The organism is Cryobacterium sp. MDB1-18-1, assembly GCF_004402735.1.
Lineage (GTDB): Bacteria > Actinomycetota > Actinomycetes > Actinomycetales > Microbacteriaceae > Cryobacterium > Cryobacterium glucosi.
The window spans coordinates 49,312-64,015 of sequence record NZ_SOFR01000010.1 but is presented as its reverse complement, the minus strand read 5'-3'; the positions used below and the strand labels follow the sequence as shown (position 1 = coordinate 64,015).

General features: G+C 65.4%; 16 protein-coding genes and 1 pseudogene. 11 read left to right on the top strand and 6 right to left on the bottom strand.

Annotation, left to right across the window (positions count from 1 at the left end; all coding sequences use genetic code 11):
• Window positions 1-66 precede the first annotated feature (66 nt).
• Window positions 67-642 carry a TetR/AcrR family transcriptional regulator gene (locus E3O50_RS02025; RefSeq protein WP_134558542.1) on the bottom strand — a complete coding sequence of 192 codons (576 nt, stop codon included), beginning with the start codon at window positions 640-642 and terminating at the stop codon, window positions 67-69.
• 123 nt (window positions 643-765) lie between these two features.
• Between E3O50_RS02025 and E3O50_RS02020 the strand changes: the two genes are divergently transcribed.
• Together E3O50_RS02020 and E3O50_RS02015 are read left to right on the top strand one after the other, a co-directional pair.
• Window positions 766-1,383: an NAD(P)-binding domain-containing protein gene (locus E3O50_RS02020; protein ID WP_134450203.1), complete on the top strand. Its 618-nt coding sequence runs from the start codon at window positions 766-768 to the stop codon at window positions 1,381-1,383.
• Between the two features lie 126 nt (window positions 1,384-1,509).
• Window positions 1,510-2,400 carry an aldo/keto reductase gene (locus E3O50_RS02015; RefSeq protein WP_134450204.1) on the top strand — a complete coding sequence of 297 codons (891 nt, stop codon included), beginning with the start codon at window positions 1,510-1,512 and terminating at the stop codon, window positions 2,398-2,400.
• A gap of 111 nt (window positions 2,401-2,511) precedes the next feature.
• Here E3O50_RS02015 and E3O50_RS02010 read toward each other — a convergent pair whose 3' ends face one another.
• Complete coding sequence (locus E3O50_RS02010) at window positions 2,512-4,518, bottom strand: FAD-dependent oxidoreductase (protein WP_134558541.1); 2,007 nt, start codon at window positions 4,516-4,518, stop codon at window positions 2,512-2,514.
• A gap of 118 nt (window positions 4,519-4,636) precedes the next feature.
• On the opposite strand from E3O50_RS02010, the gene E3O50_RS02005 reads away from it, so the two are divergent.
• A complete protein-coding gene (locus E3O50_RS02005; RefSeq protein ID WP_198413609.1) occupies window positions 4,637-5,122 on the top strand; it encodes a MarR family transcriptional regulator in 486 nt (161 codons plus the stop codon).
• A gap of 95 nt (window positions 5,123-5,217) precedes the next feature.
• On the opposite strand, the gene E3O50_RS02000 is transcribed toward E3O50_RS02005, so the two are convergent.
• Window positions 5,218-6,723 (bottom strand): citrate:proton symporter, encoded by a 1,506-nt coding sequence (locus tag E3O50_RS02000; protein WP_198413608.1) that lies wholly within the window; start codon window positions 6,721-6,723, stop codon window positions 5,218-5,220.
• A gap of 24 nt (window positions 6,724-6,747) precedes the next feature.
• Here E3O50_RS02000 and E3O50_RS19535 point away from each other — a divergent pair.
• The 4 genes and pseudogenes from E3O50_RS19535 to E3O50_RS01985 all read left to right on the top strand — a co-directional run.
• Window positions 6,748-7,368, top strand: a pseudogene (locus E3O50_RS19535) (hypothetical protein); the annotation flags it as partial.
• Between the two features lie 133 nt (window positions 7,369-7,501).
• Window positions 7,502-8,596 (top strand): ATP-binding protein, encoded by a 1,095-nt coding sequence (locus tag E3O50_RS01995; protein ID WP_241975274.1) that lies wholly within the window; start codon window positions 7,502-7,504, stop codon window positions 8,594-8,596.
• Window positions 8,593-9,249 (top strand): response regulator, encoded by a 657-nt coding sequence (locus E3O50_RS01990; protein ID WP_134450207.1) that lies wholly within the window; start codon window positions 8,593-8,595, stop codon window positions 9,247-9,249. The genes E3O50_RS01995 and E3O50_RS01990 overlap by 4 nt, the downstream gene beginning before the upstream one ends.
• A gap of 247 nt (window positions 9,250-9,496) precedes the next feature.
• A complete protein-coding gene (locus E3O50_RS01985) occupies window positions 9,497-10,456 on the top strand; it encodes a patatin-like phospholipase family protein (protein ID WP_241975273.1) in 960 nt (319 codons plus the stop codon).
• 27 nt (window positions 10,457-10,483) lie between these two features.
• On the opposite strand, the gene E3O50_RS01980 is transcribed toward E3O50_RS01985, so the two are convergent.
• The gene (locus E3O50_RS01980) at window positions 10,484-10,969 is read right to left on the bottom strand and encodes a cupin domain-containing protein (protein ID WP_134558538.1); all 486 of its coding nucleotides are present in this window, start codon (window positions 10,967-10,969) and stop codon (window positions 10,484-10,486) included.
• A 255-nt stretch (window positions 10,970-11,224) separates the two neighbouring features.
• Here E3O50_RS01980 and E3O50_RS19005 point away from each other — a divergent pair, with 255 nt between their 5' ends.
• Entirely contained in the window at window positions 11,225-11,383 is a 159-nt protein-coding gene (locus E3O50_RS19005; protein ID WP_166787437.1) for a hypothetical protein, read from the top strand.
• Between the two features lie 173 nt (window positions 11,384-11,556).
• Here the strand turns inward: E3O50_RS19005 and E3O50_RS01970 are convergent, their stop codons facing one another.
• Entirely contained in the window at window positions 11,557-12,096 is a 540-nt protein-coding gene (locus E3O50_RS01970) for a hypothetical protein (RefSeq protein WP_347233259.1), read from the bottom strand.
• On the bottom strand, window positions 12,065-12,433 hold the full coding sequence (locus tag E3O50_RS01965) for a hypothetical protein (protein ID WP_134558537.1): 369 nt from the start codon (window positions 12,431-12,433) through the stop codon (window positions 12,065-12,067). Before E3O50_RS01965 ends, E3O50_RS01970 begins: the two co-directional genes overlap by 32 nt.
• A gap of 333 nt (window positions 12,434-12,766) precedes the next feature.
• Between E3O50_RS01965 and E3O50_RS01960 the strand changes: the two genes are divergently transcribed.
• From E3O50_RS01960 to E3O50_RS01950, 3 genes are read left to right on the top strand one after another with little or no spacing between them, the layout of a single operon-like run.
• Window positions 12,767-13,120 carry a helix-turn-helix domain-containing protein gene (locus E3O50_RS01960; protein ID WP_134558536.1) on the top strand — a complete coding sequence of 118 codons (354 nt, stop codon included), beginning with the start codon at window positions 12,767-12,769 and terminating at the stop codon, window positions 13,118-13,120.
• A 14-nt stretch (window positions 13,121-13,134) separates the two neighbouring features.
• A complete protein-coding gene (locus E3O50_RS01955) occupies window positions 13,135-14,115 on the top strand; it encodes an SRPBCC family protein (RefSeq protein ID WP_134558535.1) in 981 nt (326 codons plus the stop codon).
• Window positions 14,116-14,171: 56 nt separating this feature from the next.
• Complete coding sequence (locus E3O50_RS01950) at window positions 14,172-14,690, top strand: O-acetyl-ADP-ribose deacetylase (RefSeq protein WP_134450213.1); 519 nt, start codon at window positions 14,172-14,174, stop codon at window positions 14,688-14,690.
• Window positions 14,691-14,704 lie beyond the last annotated feature (14 nt).

The window sequence follows — 14,704 nt, the reverse complement described above, 5'->3', positions numbered from 1 at the left end:
TCCTCCGGAGCGTTGCCGCCGGTGACACCAAAGCTCGGACTGTCGTGCGTCGACGAGGATCGATGCTTATGCCGACGCCTTGGGGAGGGCGTCGTCGATGAGGACGACCGCGATGGCGGCCGCGGTGGCAAACGTGTCGGTGTTGAGGACTCGGCTGCGAGCCGAGGCACCGTCCAGGAGCAGTGCCAGTTGCTCGCCGAGCTGTTCGGGGTTGGTGGCGCCGCCATCGCGGGCGGTATCAGCGAGCCGGGCGGCGAAGCCCTCTTTATAGGTGCGGGCGAAGACGCGTGCTGGATGGCCCGGGTCCTGGATTTCGACGGCAGCCCCGATGAACGGGCACAGGGGGGAGTGGATGTCGAAGATGGCGAGGAGTCGCTCGCGCGGCGTCAGGTCGGAGCGGTCGAAGACTTCGGGCAGGATGTCGGGATCGAAACGGCGCAGATACTCGGCGATGAGCTCGTCCTTGCCGTCGAAGTGCTGGTACAGCGTCCGCTTGGAGACCCCGGCCACCGCACAGAGTTGGTCAACGCCGGTGCAGTTGATGCCTTGATCGGGAAACAGTTGCTGGGACGCGCTGAGAAGGCGCTCTCGAGCGCCCCTGCCGCTCCGCAGGCCGCGCGGTCCCTTCTCCAACTCCGTCATAGTCCCTAGCGTAGCCCGTTGGTACCGATCGGTGTGCATAGCTTGACTCGCCGCGCATCAGCCCGTTAGGTTAGGTACTCAGATCGGTGTACATACATCGACGCGGCGATTGGAAGACACCTCATGACCACCATCAGCATCATCGGCTCGGGCAACATGGCGACCGCCATCGGCACACGGGCGGCGAAGCACGGCCACACCATCGAGTTCATGAGCCGCAACGCCGCCAAGGCGCAGGCTCTCGCCGAACAGATCGGCAACGGTGCCACCGTCGGCGCGTTCGGCGCACGGCCGACGGGGGACATCGTCATCGTGGCCGTCCTCTACGCCGGCGCCGTTGACGTGGTCGCGCACTACGGCGATGCGCTGGCCGGCAAGATCCTCGTCGACATCACCAACCCGTTCAACGCTGACGCCAGTGGAGTCGTGACGACCCCGGGTAACTCTGTGTCGCAGCAGATGGCCGCGGCCGCCCCCGAGGGCGCACATGTCGTGAAGGCATTCAACACGATCTTCGGCGGCGTCATTGCTGAGGACAAGGCCGTCGATGTGTTCTTCGCCGGCGACAGCGCCGGGGCGAAGGCAGAGGTCGCCGCGTTTGTGGAGAGCCTGGGCATGCGGCCCCTCGACGCAGGAGCGCTTGAGATGGCCCACGCCCTTGAATGGGCCGGCATCCTCCTGGTGGGCCTGGCCGCCCATGGCGCAGGCTTCGACATCGCCATGGGCGCGAAGGTCCTCTGACGATTCTCTCCAACCGCGTGCCCGGCAACGGTGGTGAGCAGGCCTCGCCGGGCAGCGGGCCGGGGTGGCACAGGGAGGTACTGAGCCACCCTCCCTCGTTGACGGGACCGCACGTAGCCTCGAAGCATGACTACTTCGTTCACCCTCAACAATGGCGTCGATATCCCCGCGGTAGGTCTCGGGGTCTTCCAGAGTTCCGCGGAGGACACCGCGGCCGCCGTCGAGACCGCGCTGCGTACCGGGTATCGCCACATCGACACGGCTGCCGCCTACATGAACGAGCGGCAGGTCGGCGAAGGACTGCGCAACTCGGGTGTCGATCGCGCCGAGGTCTTCGTCGAGACCAAGGTCTGGATCAGCCAGTACGGCTACGAGGAGACCCTGCACGCCTTCGACGTCGCGACCGGCAAGCTCGGCCTCGACTACCTCGACCTCTTGATCCTGCACCAGCCGGTCCCGCTGAGCTTCGACAAGACTCTCGAGGCCTACCGCGCGCTTGAGACCCTCCTCGCCGAGGGCAAGGTGCGGGCGATCGGCGTGAGCAATTTCAAGCCGGAACACCTCGATGCGCTCCTCGAGGCGCGCACCATCGTTCCTGCCGTCAACCAGATCGAACTGCACCCGTACTTCGTGCAGAAGGAGACCCAGGCGGCGGATGCTGCCCGCGGCATCCTGACCCAGGCCTGGTCTCCGATCGGCGGCATCAACTTCTACCCGGGCTGGGGCGACGGCACTGCGAAGAACCCGCTGCATGACCCGGTGATCGAGGCGATCGGAGCCGTGCACGGCAAGTCGGCGGCGCAGGTCATGATCCGCTGGCACGTCCAGCAGGGGCGCAGTGCCATCCCGAAGTCGATCACGCCGTCCCGCATCGTCGAGAATTTCGATGTCTTCGATTTCGAACTGACGGATGCCGAACTCGCGGCGATCGACGGGCTCGACCTCGGCATCCGCCGCGGCCCCGAACCCGACACCCGCCGCATCGACGAGAACCGCTTCGTGATTCCGGAGGCGTGAACACGATGGCGATCAGCGAACAGGCACAGATGACGCGCTCGTCACCGCACAAATCACGGTGAAGGCCCCGCACCCACGCTCACGCGGGATGGGGGCCTCCACCGATGACGATCAGATGTTCTTCGTGACCTCATAGGCATTCCAGATGGCGTACATGATGCTGGAGACCTCGCCGGCATCTCCGATCAGGTGCAATTCGGGACCGGAGAAGCGCAGCTCCTCGTACAGTGAGCGCTCCGAGACGTAGCCGACGGCCACAACTGCCGAATCCGCCATCAGGACCGTCTCCTCGTTGGTCTCGCGGTCCTTGATGACGAAGCCGCCATCGCGGGCGCCGGTCACCATGCTGTTCACGACCAGGTCGACGTTCTTGAACGCGATGAGGTCCCGGATCATGTCGGAGTTCGCGGTGCAGAGTGGGCCACCGAGCTGCAGGATGTCCGGCTGGTATTCAACCAGAGTGACCTTCTTGCCCAGGCCCTCCAACCACAAGGCCAGCTCGCAGCCAACGAGGCCTGCACCGATGATCACGGCTGATTCGCCGACGTCTTCCTTCAGGAGCAGGACGTCTTCCGCCGTGAAGACCCTGTCGGAGCCCTCGAGGGCCATGCGCTTGGGCTTGGAGCCCGTGGCGATGATGACACAGTCGTAGTCGCCGGCCTCAACCTGTTCCTGGGTCACGGCGGTGTTGTAGTGAACGGGGATGCCCATGGTCACCAGTTCGTTGGTGTACCACCGGGCCAGAGCGAGGTCGTCTTCCTTGAAGTCAGGCGCTCCGCCGGGAATGAGGTTGCCGCCGAGGTGATCGGACTTCTCGAACACGTCGACGACGTGGCCGCGCAGGTGAAGGTTGCGGGCTGCTTCGCAACCGGCGACCCCGCCGCCGACCACCATGATCTTCTTCTTGGTGACCGCGGGCTCGAGGGCGTAGGTCTTCTCGCGGCGGGCGGCCGGATTCACGGCGCAGGAGATCGACGTGAAGTGCTGCAGACGGCCCATGCAGGCCTCCTGGCAGGACAGGCACGGGCGGACTGTGTTGTACTTGCCCGCGCGGATCTTGTTGGGGATGTCGGGGTCGGCGAGGAGTGGGCGGGCCATGCCGATGAAGTCGGTCTGCTTGTTCCGGATGGCGTCCGAGGCGAGGTCGGGATCTTCCATTCGTCCGGCTGTGATCACGGGGATGTCGACGTGGCGCTTGAGGATTTCGTTGTACGGCAGGTAGAGACCCTTGGCCTGGTACATCGGCGGGTGGGTCCAGTACCAGGAATCGTAGGTGCCGACATCCGCGTTGAGGCAGTCGTAGCCGGCAGCCTCCATGGCCTTGGCCGTCTCGATGCCTTCTTCGATGTCGCGGCCTTTCTCCTCGAATTCCTCGCCGGGGAGTCCGCCCTGGCGCCAGTCCTTGATCATCGACTTGAGGCCGAAGCGCAGGGAGACCGGGTAATCCGCGCCGCAGGTCTTCTTGATCTCCTGAACGATCTCCGTCGCGAATCGGAGGCGATTCTCCAGCGATCCGCCGTACTGATCGGTGCGGTGATTGAAGAAGGAGATCGCGAACTGGTCGAGCAGGTAGCCCTCGTGGAGGGCATGGATCTCGACACCGTCGAACCCGGCTTTCTTGCAGACCAGGGCGGCCTCACCGAACTTCCTGACGATGTAGTGGATCTCGTCAACGGTCATCTCGCGACAGACCACTCCGTCGATCCAGCGGTGGGGGATGGGTGATGGAGCAATGGCCGTCTTGCCCAGAATGGAGGGAATCGACACGCGGCCGAAACCTCCGGTCAGCTGGCAGAAGAATTTGGCGCCGTATGCGTGCACACGCTCGGTCATTTGCTTCGCGTTCTGGATGAAGTGGTTCGGGTTCAACGTGGCGCAGGGGAGGGAGGGCAGGGAGCAGACCTCGACCTCGTTCTCCACCATCGTCGTACCCGTAATGATGAGACCGGCGCCACCCTTGGCCCGCTCCACGTAATAGTCCGCGGCACGCTCCGTGTAGGCGCCCTGTTCGTCGCAGAATCCGCCGGGGCCCATCGGCTCCATCACATAGCGGTTCTTAATCTCCAGGTTCTTAATTTTCAGGGGTTCGAATAGAACGCGGTATTTTTCTTCAAGCATCGTCAGGGCCTTCTCTCAGGGCGATTTCGGAAACGGTCGCTTCCTGAAATTCGCGTTAAACTGAGATTGCCACAAACCTATGTTTGTGGCAAACCTACATCGATGCCGGAGGCTGTCCGTGAGCGAGATCGCGACCGAACTCACCCGATTGCTCGGGCCTTTGCGTCGGGAGATGTCCCGGGCGACCCGGGCCGCCGAAGACTTGCCGGACATCCCCGAAGCGCAGATTGAGCTGCTGCGAGTTCTCGTCGCCTCCGGCCCGGTCAATACCCGTGACGCCGCGATCGCTCTCCGCATCGCTCGCCCGACCGTCAGCAACCTCGTGAAAGCCATGACGGCGGCTGGATTGGTTGAGCGCGCCTCGACAGGGGACCTCCGCTCAGCGATACTCGTCGCGACGCCCCACGCGAGGGACATGCTCTACCGGTTCGACCGGACGAGCACGGCGACCGTGGCCGCGGCCATCGACATGCTCTCGCCCGCCGAACAAAACGTTCTGGCGTCCGCGATTCCCGTACTCAACATATTGCGCGATTTGTTTGAACACGCCGCCCGACCGGCCCCGTCGGCTTCCGATGCATCTGGTGACCCACTGAGGACTTGAGCCCGGTCTCAGTTTCGAATCCCGTCGACCCGACCACGAGTCCCGGAAACGCACAGGTCTCCGGGACTCTCTGGCTGTCCGGGTTGTAACCGCGTTCAGCCGAACGGGACGGCGCCGACAAGCACTCCGACGACCAGCATCACAAGCGAGATCACGCAGGCTCGCCAGAGCACTTTCCTGTGGTGGTCGCCGAGGTTGACGCCTGCAAGAGAGACGAGCAGAAGAATGGCCGGTACCAGCGGGCTCTGCAGGTGAACGGGCTGACCGATGATCGAGGCGCGGGCCATCTCGACCGGGGAGATCCCGTAGGTTGCTGCGCTCTCGGCGAGCACGGGAAGAATGCCGAAGTAGAACGCGTCGTTGGACATGAAGAAGGTCATCGGAATGGAGAGCACTCCGGTGATGACCGCGAGGTACTCACCCATCGATGCCGGCACGACCTGGACAACCCAGTCGGCCATCGCCGTGACCATCCCGGTACCGTTCAGCACTCCGACCAGGACGCCCGCGGCGAGCACCATCGAGACGACGCCGACGATGCTGGGCGCGTGCGCGACGATCTCGTCGGCCTGGCTGCGGAGCTTCGGAAAGTTGATCACGAGCGCCACGCCGGTGCCCACCATGAAGATATAGGCCAAGGGCATGACATCGAGCACGAGCAGCACCATGACGGCGACGGTGAGCGCGAGGTTCACCCAAATGAGTCTGGGCCGCAGCGTCGGACGATCCGCCCGCATCATCGTGTCGGCCATCATCGTGTCGTGATCTTCGGCGTCGAGCACCTTCTGTTCGGCCAGGGCCGTGTGACCCACCAGCACACGCTGGCCCGGCCGCACCGTCACGATGCCGGTCGTCGACAGGGTTGCCGCTGCACCCGGACTGACCTCCGTGCCGCGCACGACGCGGTTGCCGCCGAAGAAGCCGCGCCAGAAGCCGGGCGACGCCAGCGGGGCGGCATTCGCCTGCGCAGCCTGCGAGTATTCGAGCGACCCGATGCGCTTGCGTTCGCCGAGCCCGAGGAACCAGGCGAACGCCAGTGCAATGATGACTCCCGTCGCAAGAGACGGCAGCATCGGCACGAAGATGTCGGTCGGCGACACGCCGAGTGCCGAGGCCGCCCGCACGGTGGGGCCACCCCACGGCACGATGTTGAGCGTGCCGTTCATCAGGCCAGCAACGCAGGTGAGTACGACCGGACTCATGCCCAGACGCAGGTAGATCGGCAGCATCGCTGAGGTCGTGATGATGAAGGTCGTCGACCCGTCGCCGTCGAGCGACACCGCGCCGGCCAGGATCGCTGTGCCGAGGACGACCTTGGCCGGGTCGTTGCCGAGGAAGCGGGTGATGAACCGGATGAGGGGATCGAACAGCCCGACATCGATCATGATGCCGAAGAACATGATCGCGAACATGAGGAGCGCCGCCGTCGGGGCCAGGTCCCCGATCGACTCGATGATCATGTCGCCGAGGCCCAGGCCGGCACCGGCGAAGAGGCCGAAGATCGTGGGGACGAGAATGAGGGCGACCATCGGCGTGAGCCGCCTGGTCATGATGAGCACCATGAAGGTGAGGATCATGGTGAATCCGAGGATGACGAGCACATCGACTCCTTTGTCTATGTCTGAATGGTGCAGCCGAGCCAGGCGGATCCCGATCGGCAGTCACTGCCGAGGCGTATGACGAATGGCCTGAAGCTTAGGCAGACCGATGACGAAGCATCCGGTATCTCCCTTTGCTGCACGTATTGCGCATATGGTTGGTTGTGCGCATTCTGCTCAATGCGCCGCAAGGGGGCGGAGATGCGGTTCTCGACGCAGATGCTGCTGCTGCAACTCGCCTGCGTGAGCGCGGTCGTCGTGATCTGCACCGGCGTGTTCGTCTGGATCGGCGTGCAACAGCTCCGGGCCGAGGCCGAGGCGTCGGCGCTGTCGATCGCCCGCACGGTCGCCGCCGACTCCGATGTGCGCGAGGGTATCGCCCGCGCTTCTGCAGACGTCGGCACGCCGACGAACGCGGGCCTCCGCGGCGGACCGCTGTCAACCCTCGCCGCGGCGGCAGAAGCCAATACCGGTGCACTGTTCATCGTGATCACCGACGATCACGGAATCCGATTCGCACACCCCGAGCCTCAGCTGCTCGGAGCGGTGGTGAGCACAGAGTTCGCCGAGGCTCTGGCTGGACGCGAGACGGTGTCGTGGGAATCGGGCACCCTCGGCGAGTCAGCTCGCGCAAAAGTTCCTGTCCGCGATCCCACCACCGGCGCGCCGGTGGGTGAGGTGAGCGTTGGATTCGCTCCGAGCAGTGTCTTCAAGGAGCTTCCCCTGCTGCTGGGGGGGCGTCGCGCTGGCTGCCGCCGTTGCCCTCGCACTGGGCGCTGTCGTGTCGTTCGTCATTCGCCGCCGCCTCGAGCGACTCACCCTCGGCCTGCAGCCCGAGGAACTGGCCGCGCTGGTCCAGAATCAGGCGGCGGTGCTCGACGGCGTCGGGGACGGAGTGCTCGCATCCGGACCGGACGGCGTCGTGACCGTCGCCAACGCGACGGCCGCGCGATTGCTCGGCATCTCGGACCTGGTCGGACGGCGCATCCGCGACCTCGAATTGCCGGGGCCGGTGGTCGCAGCTCTGGCCGGTGAGCCGAAGCCACCGTCTCGGGGAAAGCGGGGAACGGATGCCGCCGATCCGGTCGTACTCGCCAACCATGTCGTCTACATCGACACTCACGTGGTGTCGCGGGCGAATCGGGACCTGGGCCTGATCGCGGTGATCCGCGACCGCACCGACATCGTGAGTCTCACGGACCGCCTGGAAACCGTGGCGTCGATGACCGACGCACTTCGGGTGCAGCGTCACGAGTTCGCAAACCGCCTGCACGTGACGGCCGGTCTGATGGATGCGGGCCGCGTGTCCGACGCTCGGGGCTACCTCGACGACGTGCTGCAGGCGTCACGCACCCCCGGCGGTCCGTTCGCCGGCGAGCACCTGACCGAGCCCTTCCTGGTGTCGCTGGTGGAAGCCAAGGCCGCTCAGGCCGGTGAGCGTGGAGTCCGCCTGTCGGTGGGTCTGGACTCACTGGTGCGCGGGGTCGTCTCTGCGCCCGAGGATGTGGCCACCGTGCTCGCCAACCTCATTGAGAACGCGGTGAGTGCGGCCGTGTGCGGTCAGCAGCCGGGTTGGGTGGAGGTGGAGCTGCTCGACGACGGTGACACGCTCGTCATGACCGTGGCCGACTCCGGGCAGGGCGTGCCCAACGGGGCACGCGTGTTCAGTGATGTGCGGAGCACGGATCTGGACCCGGACGCGGTGCATGGGCGGGGCATCGGCCTTCCGCTCGTGCGCGAGATCTCGGCGCGCCTCGGCGGAGAGGTGTGGCTGGTCGACGCCGGAGGCCGGGAAGGACACGGTGCCGTGTTCTGCGCCCGGCTGCCCGGGGTTATGGGGGAGCAGGCACGCCCACTACAAGGAGAAGAACAATGACCGATCCGATTTCCGTCCTCGTCGTCGACGACGACTTCCACGTCGGCGGCCTTCATCGCGATATCGTCGATGCGTGTACCGGCTACACCGCTTTTGAGCCGGTTCGGGGAGTGCGGGCCGCGCGCGCGGCGGTGCGGGATTTGTCTCCCGACCTCGTCATCTGCGACGTCTACCTTCCCGACGGCGACGGGATCGCCTTCATTGCGGAGATCGACGTGGACGCGTTCATGATCAGTGCGGCGTCGGATGGCGCCACCGTGCGCCGTGCCCTCCGCGCCGGCGCGCTGGACTACCTCATCAAACCGTTCGAACCCGCGCGGTTGAGCGAACGGCTGGGGGCATATCGCCGGTTCCGCACCCTGGTCGCAGAGGACCGCCAACTCGACCAGGATTCCATCGACAGGGCCCAGCGGGTGCTGCACGGGCGGGATGGTGGAGTCGCGTCGGTGTCGCGGTCCACGACCGAGAAGTTGCTCATCGAACTGCTCCAGGACGGGGAATCGTCCGCAAGTCTGATAGCCGGCCGTGCCGGTCTGTCCCGCGCGACGGCGCAGCGGCACCTTGCCGCCCTGGCAACCCGCGGTGACGTCGACGTGACCCTTCGTTACGGTTCGACCGGTCGCCCCGAGCACCGATACAGCGTTCGACGCTGAGCATCGGGTTCTCAGGCGCATGCGGCGGGCCCGATGTGACAGGACCGGCGCCGCATGATCTCCCAGGAGGCTCATCGGTTGGCTCGCCGACCCCGAACCGGTAGAGTTCCCCTGAACGTGACACGATCTGAGGAGGTGAGCCCGATGCACACACTGTCCACTCTGGGCGCTCCTTTCGAGTTCACGATCGCGCGACTGACGTAGCCGTCGCGGGGAGCGCTTCGCGCACTCTCAGAAAGCTACGACTATGAATCAACACCGTTTGCACAATGCGGAGCCGATCTCACGCGACGCCTCCCGGCACCCTTCCCGCACGGCCCTGGTCCTCGGTGGCGGCGGATCGACGGGTAACGCATGGCTGATCGGGGTCATCGCCGGCCTGTACGAGGCCGGTCTCGATGTGACCGACGCCGATCTCATCATCGGGACCTCGGCCGGAGCGACAGCTGCGGCTCAGTTCACGGGCGCGAACCCCACTGACCTCCTGGCGCCCACCCTGATCGCCGTGCCCGTGCCCGTGTCTGCGCAGCGCACCGCCCCGGCCGGTTCGGACGGCCATCGCGCTCAGGGTGGTCCGGTGACCGATCACCTGGAACGTCGGCGCCGCATCATCGCCGCCGCCGAGGACGCGGCCGACATGCGCCGCAGAATGGGTGCCGTTGCGCTCGACCTGGCTGCGGCATCGGACCCGGCGGTGCAGGCCCGGTGGCGCGCCACCGTCGCCTCGCGCCTGCCCAGCCACGACTGGCCCGAACGAAGGGTGCAGATCACCGCGGTCAATGCGGATACCGGTGCGCCGGTGGTGTTCGACCGGCACAGCGGGGTCGATCTGGTGGACGCCGTGGCCGCCAGCTGTGCCAGTGGCTTCGCCTACGGTATCGGCGGCGGCCGATATATCGACGGCGGTTACCGGTCCAACGCCGAGAATGCCGATCTGGCTGCCGGGTACGAGCGAGTGCTGGTGCTGTCACCGTTCGGCGGCCGGGCACTGACGCCGGTGGCGTGGGGCCTGCATCTTGCAACCCAGGTCGACGCGCTGCGCGCAGGCGGCAGCCGCGTCGAAACGATCTTCCCCGAGGGCAGCGCCGAATACCTGTTCGGCGCCAGGGCCATGGACGTCTCGTTGCGTCCGTCCGCCGCCCAGGCCGGATTCGACCAAGGCCGTGTCCGTGTCCGTGTGGAGCGGCTTACCGAGTTCTGGCGCTGAAGGACGCCGCCTCAGGGCTCAGGAGAGCTACGAGGAGCTTGCTTCCTCGTCGGGTCGGGACGAGGCGGGTTGCTGTGTCCAGGCGGGCGGTGTGTCCGTTCCGGCCTCTTCGTCGGCCGCGGCGTCGGCGGCCGTCTTGTGGATATTCCCGGCGGCGTGGTGGACCGGTGCGTAGATGACGTAGAGATTCATGGGTCCGTCACCGATATTGGTGACGTTGTGCCAGGTGCCCGCGGGGACGAGGATGCACCACCCGTCAGAAACGTCCTGCTCGAAAACGAGGTTGTCTTTCTCCGGCCCCATCTGTGCCCTCCCGGCACCCGCATCGAGGCGCAGGAACTGGTCGGTGTCGGGGTGCATTTCAAGTCCGATGGATTCTCCGGCAGGGATGCACATCAGGGTGACCTGCAAATACTTGCCGCTCCAGGCCACTGTTCGATAGTTCGTGTTCTCGGTGGTGGCGGTTTCCAGGTCGAAAGAGTCCGGGTGGGGGCCGATGTCGCTGCGAGTCATGGTGGGGGTTCCTTTTTCTCGGGGGCTTACCCCCAGTCTCGTTGAATCGACTGTGGTTGGCTACCGTTCAGAGTCGTCACGGGTATGTGCGCGGAGCTGTGGAGGTTGGACGAACGGTGGGACGCCGCTCCTCCGCCGTCGATGCCCGCGCGTAGGCTGGATCATGGCATCGTGTGCCGCATCACTCACACACACTTCGCTGGTTGCCCCAGACCCTGGCAGCTCCGTTTTTCTCGCAAGTCAAGGGAGCAAAAAATGAATCTCTTTGTCATCGTCGCCATCATCGCGGTTGTCTTGCTTGTGGTGGGTGGTTTCGTTCAAGCCCTCCAGTTCCTGCTCTGGGTTGGTGCTGTCCTCCTGATTATCGCGATCATCGGGTGGGTCCTTCGCGCCGTCAGGGGAAGCAACCGCTGATCCGGGTGACCGACCCGGCCCGCTAGTCGGGCGATCGACCACCCGGAGCAGCTCGCGTCATGTTGCGTCGAGTCGCTCCGGGTGGCCGACGAAGTCGGTGCCCGCCGGGTAGCCTTCCCCGCGGTGAGCACGCAGCCCAGCGCTTGGACCGTCTTACTCAGCCAGGGGACGGGTCACGGGCGAGGGTGCGGGTGTCGCTGATGTAACTGCCTCGACTCGGCGTCACCAGGAGCAGCGGCCGCAGCCGGTTCTGCGACTATGCGCAGGCCGGCCGGCGTGTTGGAAAGGCCGACCAATTGCTCCAACCAGGCCCGGTTCAGGTGCGGTTCCTGACTGCCGGCGAATTCGAATTGGAGCGGTACGGCCGGGTTGAGCCAGATTGAACTGCGACCGCTTCCCGATTCCGGCGACTTCTCCCAGGAGAACGTGAAGCTCTCGCCGCGGCGCAGCTTCGCGATGATCACGACCTTCAGGTGAGCCAGGGTGCGATCGTCAATCTCGACCGACATGGCCGGGGTTCCGTAAATGAATTTACCCACGGGAAACCTCGTTTGATCGGGAGAATGGGAATACATCGACGACAGGGCCGAGGTGAGGGCAACAGCGCTTTGGGGACGATTATTCTGATCATAGGCCGAAGCGGTCGCGGTGCATATTGAGAAACCCCGGTCTTTTCCTGCTTCAGGTCGTGGCGCCCTGCCCCAGTCCGCCATCGATGTCCAGGATTGCCCGATTGAAGTCTTCCGCTCCCGTTTCGGCGGCGGGGGACGGCTCGGTCACGGCGACCGGTCTGCTGGTCGGAAAGACCGGAACGGGAAAAAGCTCGCCTTCGTCGCCGGTCGGCAAGTTCTCGGCATCGGCCACCTCGAATTGGCTTGCCGGACCGAACAGGAACGTGTGCGTAGTCGTAGCCCCGTTCGTCTCACGAACGGGTATGTCCACGGTCAGGCTCCCCGCGCCGGGATCCAGGTGCGTCGCGAAATCCAGTAGGGCCGCTGTAACGGCATCACCGGTGACAATGGACCCGCCTGCGTACGTGATGCGCTTCATGACACGAATATAGCGGGGCCGGCGTTGGAATCGTCCTGAACGTGACACGATCTGAGGAGGTGAGCCCGATGTACGCACCGTCCACTCTGCGTGCTCCTTTCGCGTTCGCGATCGCGCGGCTGACGTAGCCGTCGCGGGAAGCGCGCCGAACACCTGCTCGGCGCCGCGAAGCGGTGCGGCTCGAGTTCAACAGTCCACCCTGCGACGAGCCGTTCCAAGGCATCATCGATCCGGTACTCCGCGTCAACACCATAGTGAGCCGTTCCGAAACCGGTCAAGGCGAGCGCGGTGATCGCTTGCGCGATTCGTTGTGGCTGGGTATCGTACAATCAAATGGTTGTATCAGGGCTTTCTGAACAGGATGTGAACCGCCTCTTCCGCGCCCTCGCAGACGCGACGAGGCGGGATATCGTGCGCCGCACGCTGGTCACCGACATCTCGGTGTCGCAGTTGGCGGACTCCTACGAGATGTCCTTCGCGGCCGTCCAGAAACACATTGCCGTGCTGGAGGAGGCCCATCTCGTGACGAAGGCAGCGCGGGGCCGTGAGCGGATGGTACGGGGAAACCTTGATCGCATCCGTCAGGCCCAGCGCCTGCTCGACCACTTCGAGGAGCTCTGGCGTTCGCGCATCGACCGCCTCGACAGCCTGCTCGCGGAAGACTCTCCGGCTACACCTGACACCTAACCGAAAGGATCATCATGCCCGTCACCTCCGTCGAGAAAGACCTCGACCAGCTCACGATCACGATCGTCGCCGACTTCCCTGTGCCCCTCCGCCGGCTCTGGGATGCGTACACGGATCCACGCCAGATCGAACGGTTCTGGGGCCCGCCGACCTATCCGGCCACGTTCTACCGGCACGACGCTCTGACCGGGGGACGCAGCGTGTATGCGATGACCGGGCCGGAGGGCGATACGCACTACGGCTGCTGGGACTGGACCTCGACCGATGCTCCCCACGCGTTTGAAGTGCTTGACAGCTTCTCGGATGCGGCGGGTGTGCCCAACGCCGACCTCCCCACCACCCGAATGGACTTCGCTTTCGAGGAGACGCCCGGCGGCAGTCGCCTGAAGACGACGTCGTACTTCGGCTCCCTCGACCAGATGCAGCAGCTCATCGAGATGGGAATGCTCGAAGGCACCCGCCAGGCGATGGCCCAGATCGACCAGGTGCTGGCCGACCTGGCGTCATACGCCGCCGACCATCTGGCGGAGGCGCAGATCCTCAGCGACACCCAGGTGCGGGTGGCACGGGTGATCCGCGGCACCGTCGACCAGGTGTGGCGGGCCCACAACGATGCCGCCCTCATGAAGCGGTGGCTCCTGGGACCGGATGGTTGGTCGATGCCCGTCTGTGAGATCGCAGCAGCCGTCGGTGACAGCTACCGCTACGAGTGGCAGCGGGACGGCGGCGAGGAGCGATTCGGCTTCACCGGTGAGCTCCTCGAGTCGGTCGAACCGCACCGCGCGGTCACGACCGAGGCGATGATCGGGATGGACTTCCCGGCAACGCTCAACGAGCTGACCCTCACGGAAGTCGAGGGCGGAACCCTGCTCTCACTCGTCATCACCTACGCCAATGCGGAGCAGCGTGACGCGGTGCTTGCTACGGGCATGACCGGCGGAATGGAGACCAGCTACCAGCGCCTCGAGGGGCTGTTGCAGCCGACGTTGGCCTAGCTCCAGCCGTATCAGCCTCGTGCGTCGCCCGTGCACGCGGTTGGTAACGTCGGATCATGGCACTCATCGAGCTGGTCCGAGGCGACATCACGGCGCTGCCCGCGGACGCGATCGTCAACGCGGCGAATCACACGCTGCTCGGGGGCGGGGGAGTGGACGGCGCGATTCACCGGGCCGGAGGCCCGAGCATCCTTGCGGAATGTCGCCGGTTGCGTGCCACGACGCTGCCGGACGGGCTGCCGACCGGTGCCGCCGTCGCGACTACGGCGGGGCTCCTCCCCGCCCGGTGGGTCATCCACACCGTCGGCCCGATATGGGCGAAGACCCTCGACCAATCGGACCTGCTCGCCTCCTGCTACGTCGAGTCGCTGCGGGTCGCCGACGAACTCGGCGCCCACCACGTGACCTTTCCTGCGGTGAGCGCCGGCGTCTACGGGTGGCCGATGGACGACGCGGCGCGTATCGCCGTCGAGACGGTGGCCGCGAGCTCCACGGCCGTGGATGTCGTCACGTTCGTGCTGTTCAACGCTCACGCGATCGACGCGTTCCGGTCGGCACTGGCCCGGCTGCGCTGATAAGAGTCGGCGAC

Excerpts from the sequence above, each read along its gene's own strand:
- E3O50_RS02015 (WP_134450204.1), top strand. The coding sequence starts at position 1,510 with ATGACTACTTCGTTCACCCTCAACAATGGCGTCGATATCCCCGCGGTA.
- E3O50_RS01980 (WP_134558538.1), bottom strand. The coding sequence starts at position 10,969 with ATGACTCGCAGCGACATCGGCCCCCACCCGGACTCTTTCGACCTGGAA.
- E3O50_RS02020 (WP_134450203.1), top strand. The coding sequence starts at position 766 with ATGACCACCATCAGCATCATCGGCTCGGGCAACATGGCGACCGCCATC.
- E3O50_RS01970 (WP_347233259.1), bottom strand. The coding sequence starts at position 12,096 with ATGGCGGACTGGGGCAGGGCGCCACGACCTGAAGCAGGAAAAGACCGG.
- E3O50_RS02025 (WP_134558542.1), bottom strand. The coding sequence starts at position 642 with ATGACGGAGTTGGAGAAGGGACCGCGCGGCCTGCGGAGCGGCAGGGGC.
- E3O50_RS01985 (WP_241975273.1), top strand. The coding sequence starts at position 9,497 with ATGAATCAACACCGTTTGCACAATGCGGAGCCGATCTCACGCGACGCC.
- E3O50_RS01960 (WP_134558536.1), top strand. The coding sequence starts at position 12,767 with ATGGTTGTATCAGGGCTTTCTGAACAGGATGTGAACCGCCTCTTCCGC.
- E3O50_RS01950 (WP_134450213.1), top strand. The coding sequence starts at position 14,172 with ATGGCACTCATCGAGCTGGTCCGAGGCGACATCACGGCGCTGCCCGCG.
- E3O50_RS02010 (WP_134558541.1), bottom strand. The coding sequence starts at position 4,518 with ATGCTTGAAGAAAAATACCGCGTTCTATTCGAACCCCTGAAAATTAAG.
- E3O50_RS19005 (WP_166787437.1), top strand. The coding sequence starts at position 11,225 with ATGAATCTCTTTGTCATCGTCGCCATCATCGCGGTTGTCTTGCTTGTG.
- E3O50_RS01990 (WP_134450207.1), top strand. The coding sequence starts at position 8,593 with ATGACCGATCCGATTTCCGTCCTCGTCGTCGACGACGACTTCCACGTC.
- E3O50_RS01965 (WP_134558537.1), bottom strand. The coding sequence starts at position 12,433 with ATGAAGCGCATCACGTACGCAGGCGGGTCCATTGTCACCGGTGATGCC.
- E3O50_RS01955 (WP_134558535.1), top strand. The coding sequence starts at position 13,135 with ATGCCCGTCACCTCCGTCGAGAAAGACCTCGACCAGCTCACGATCACG.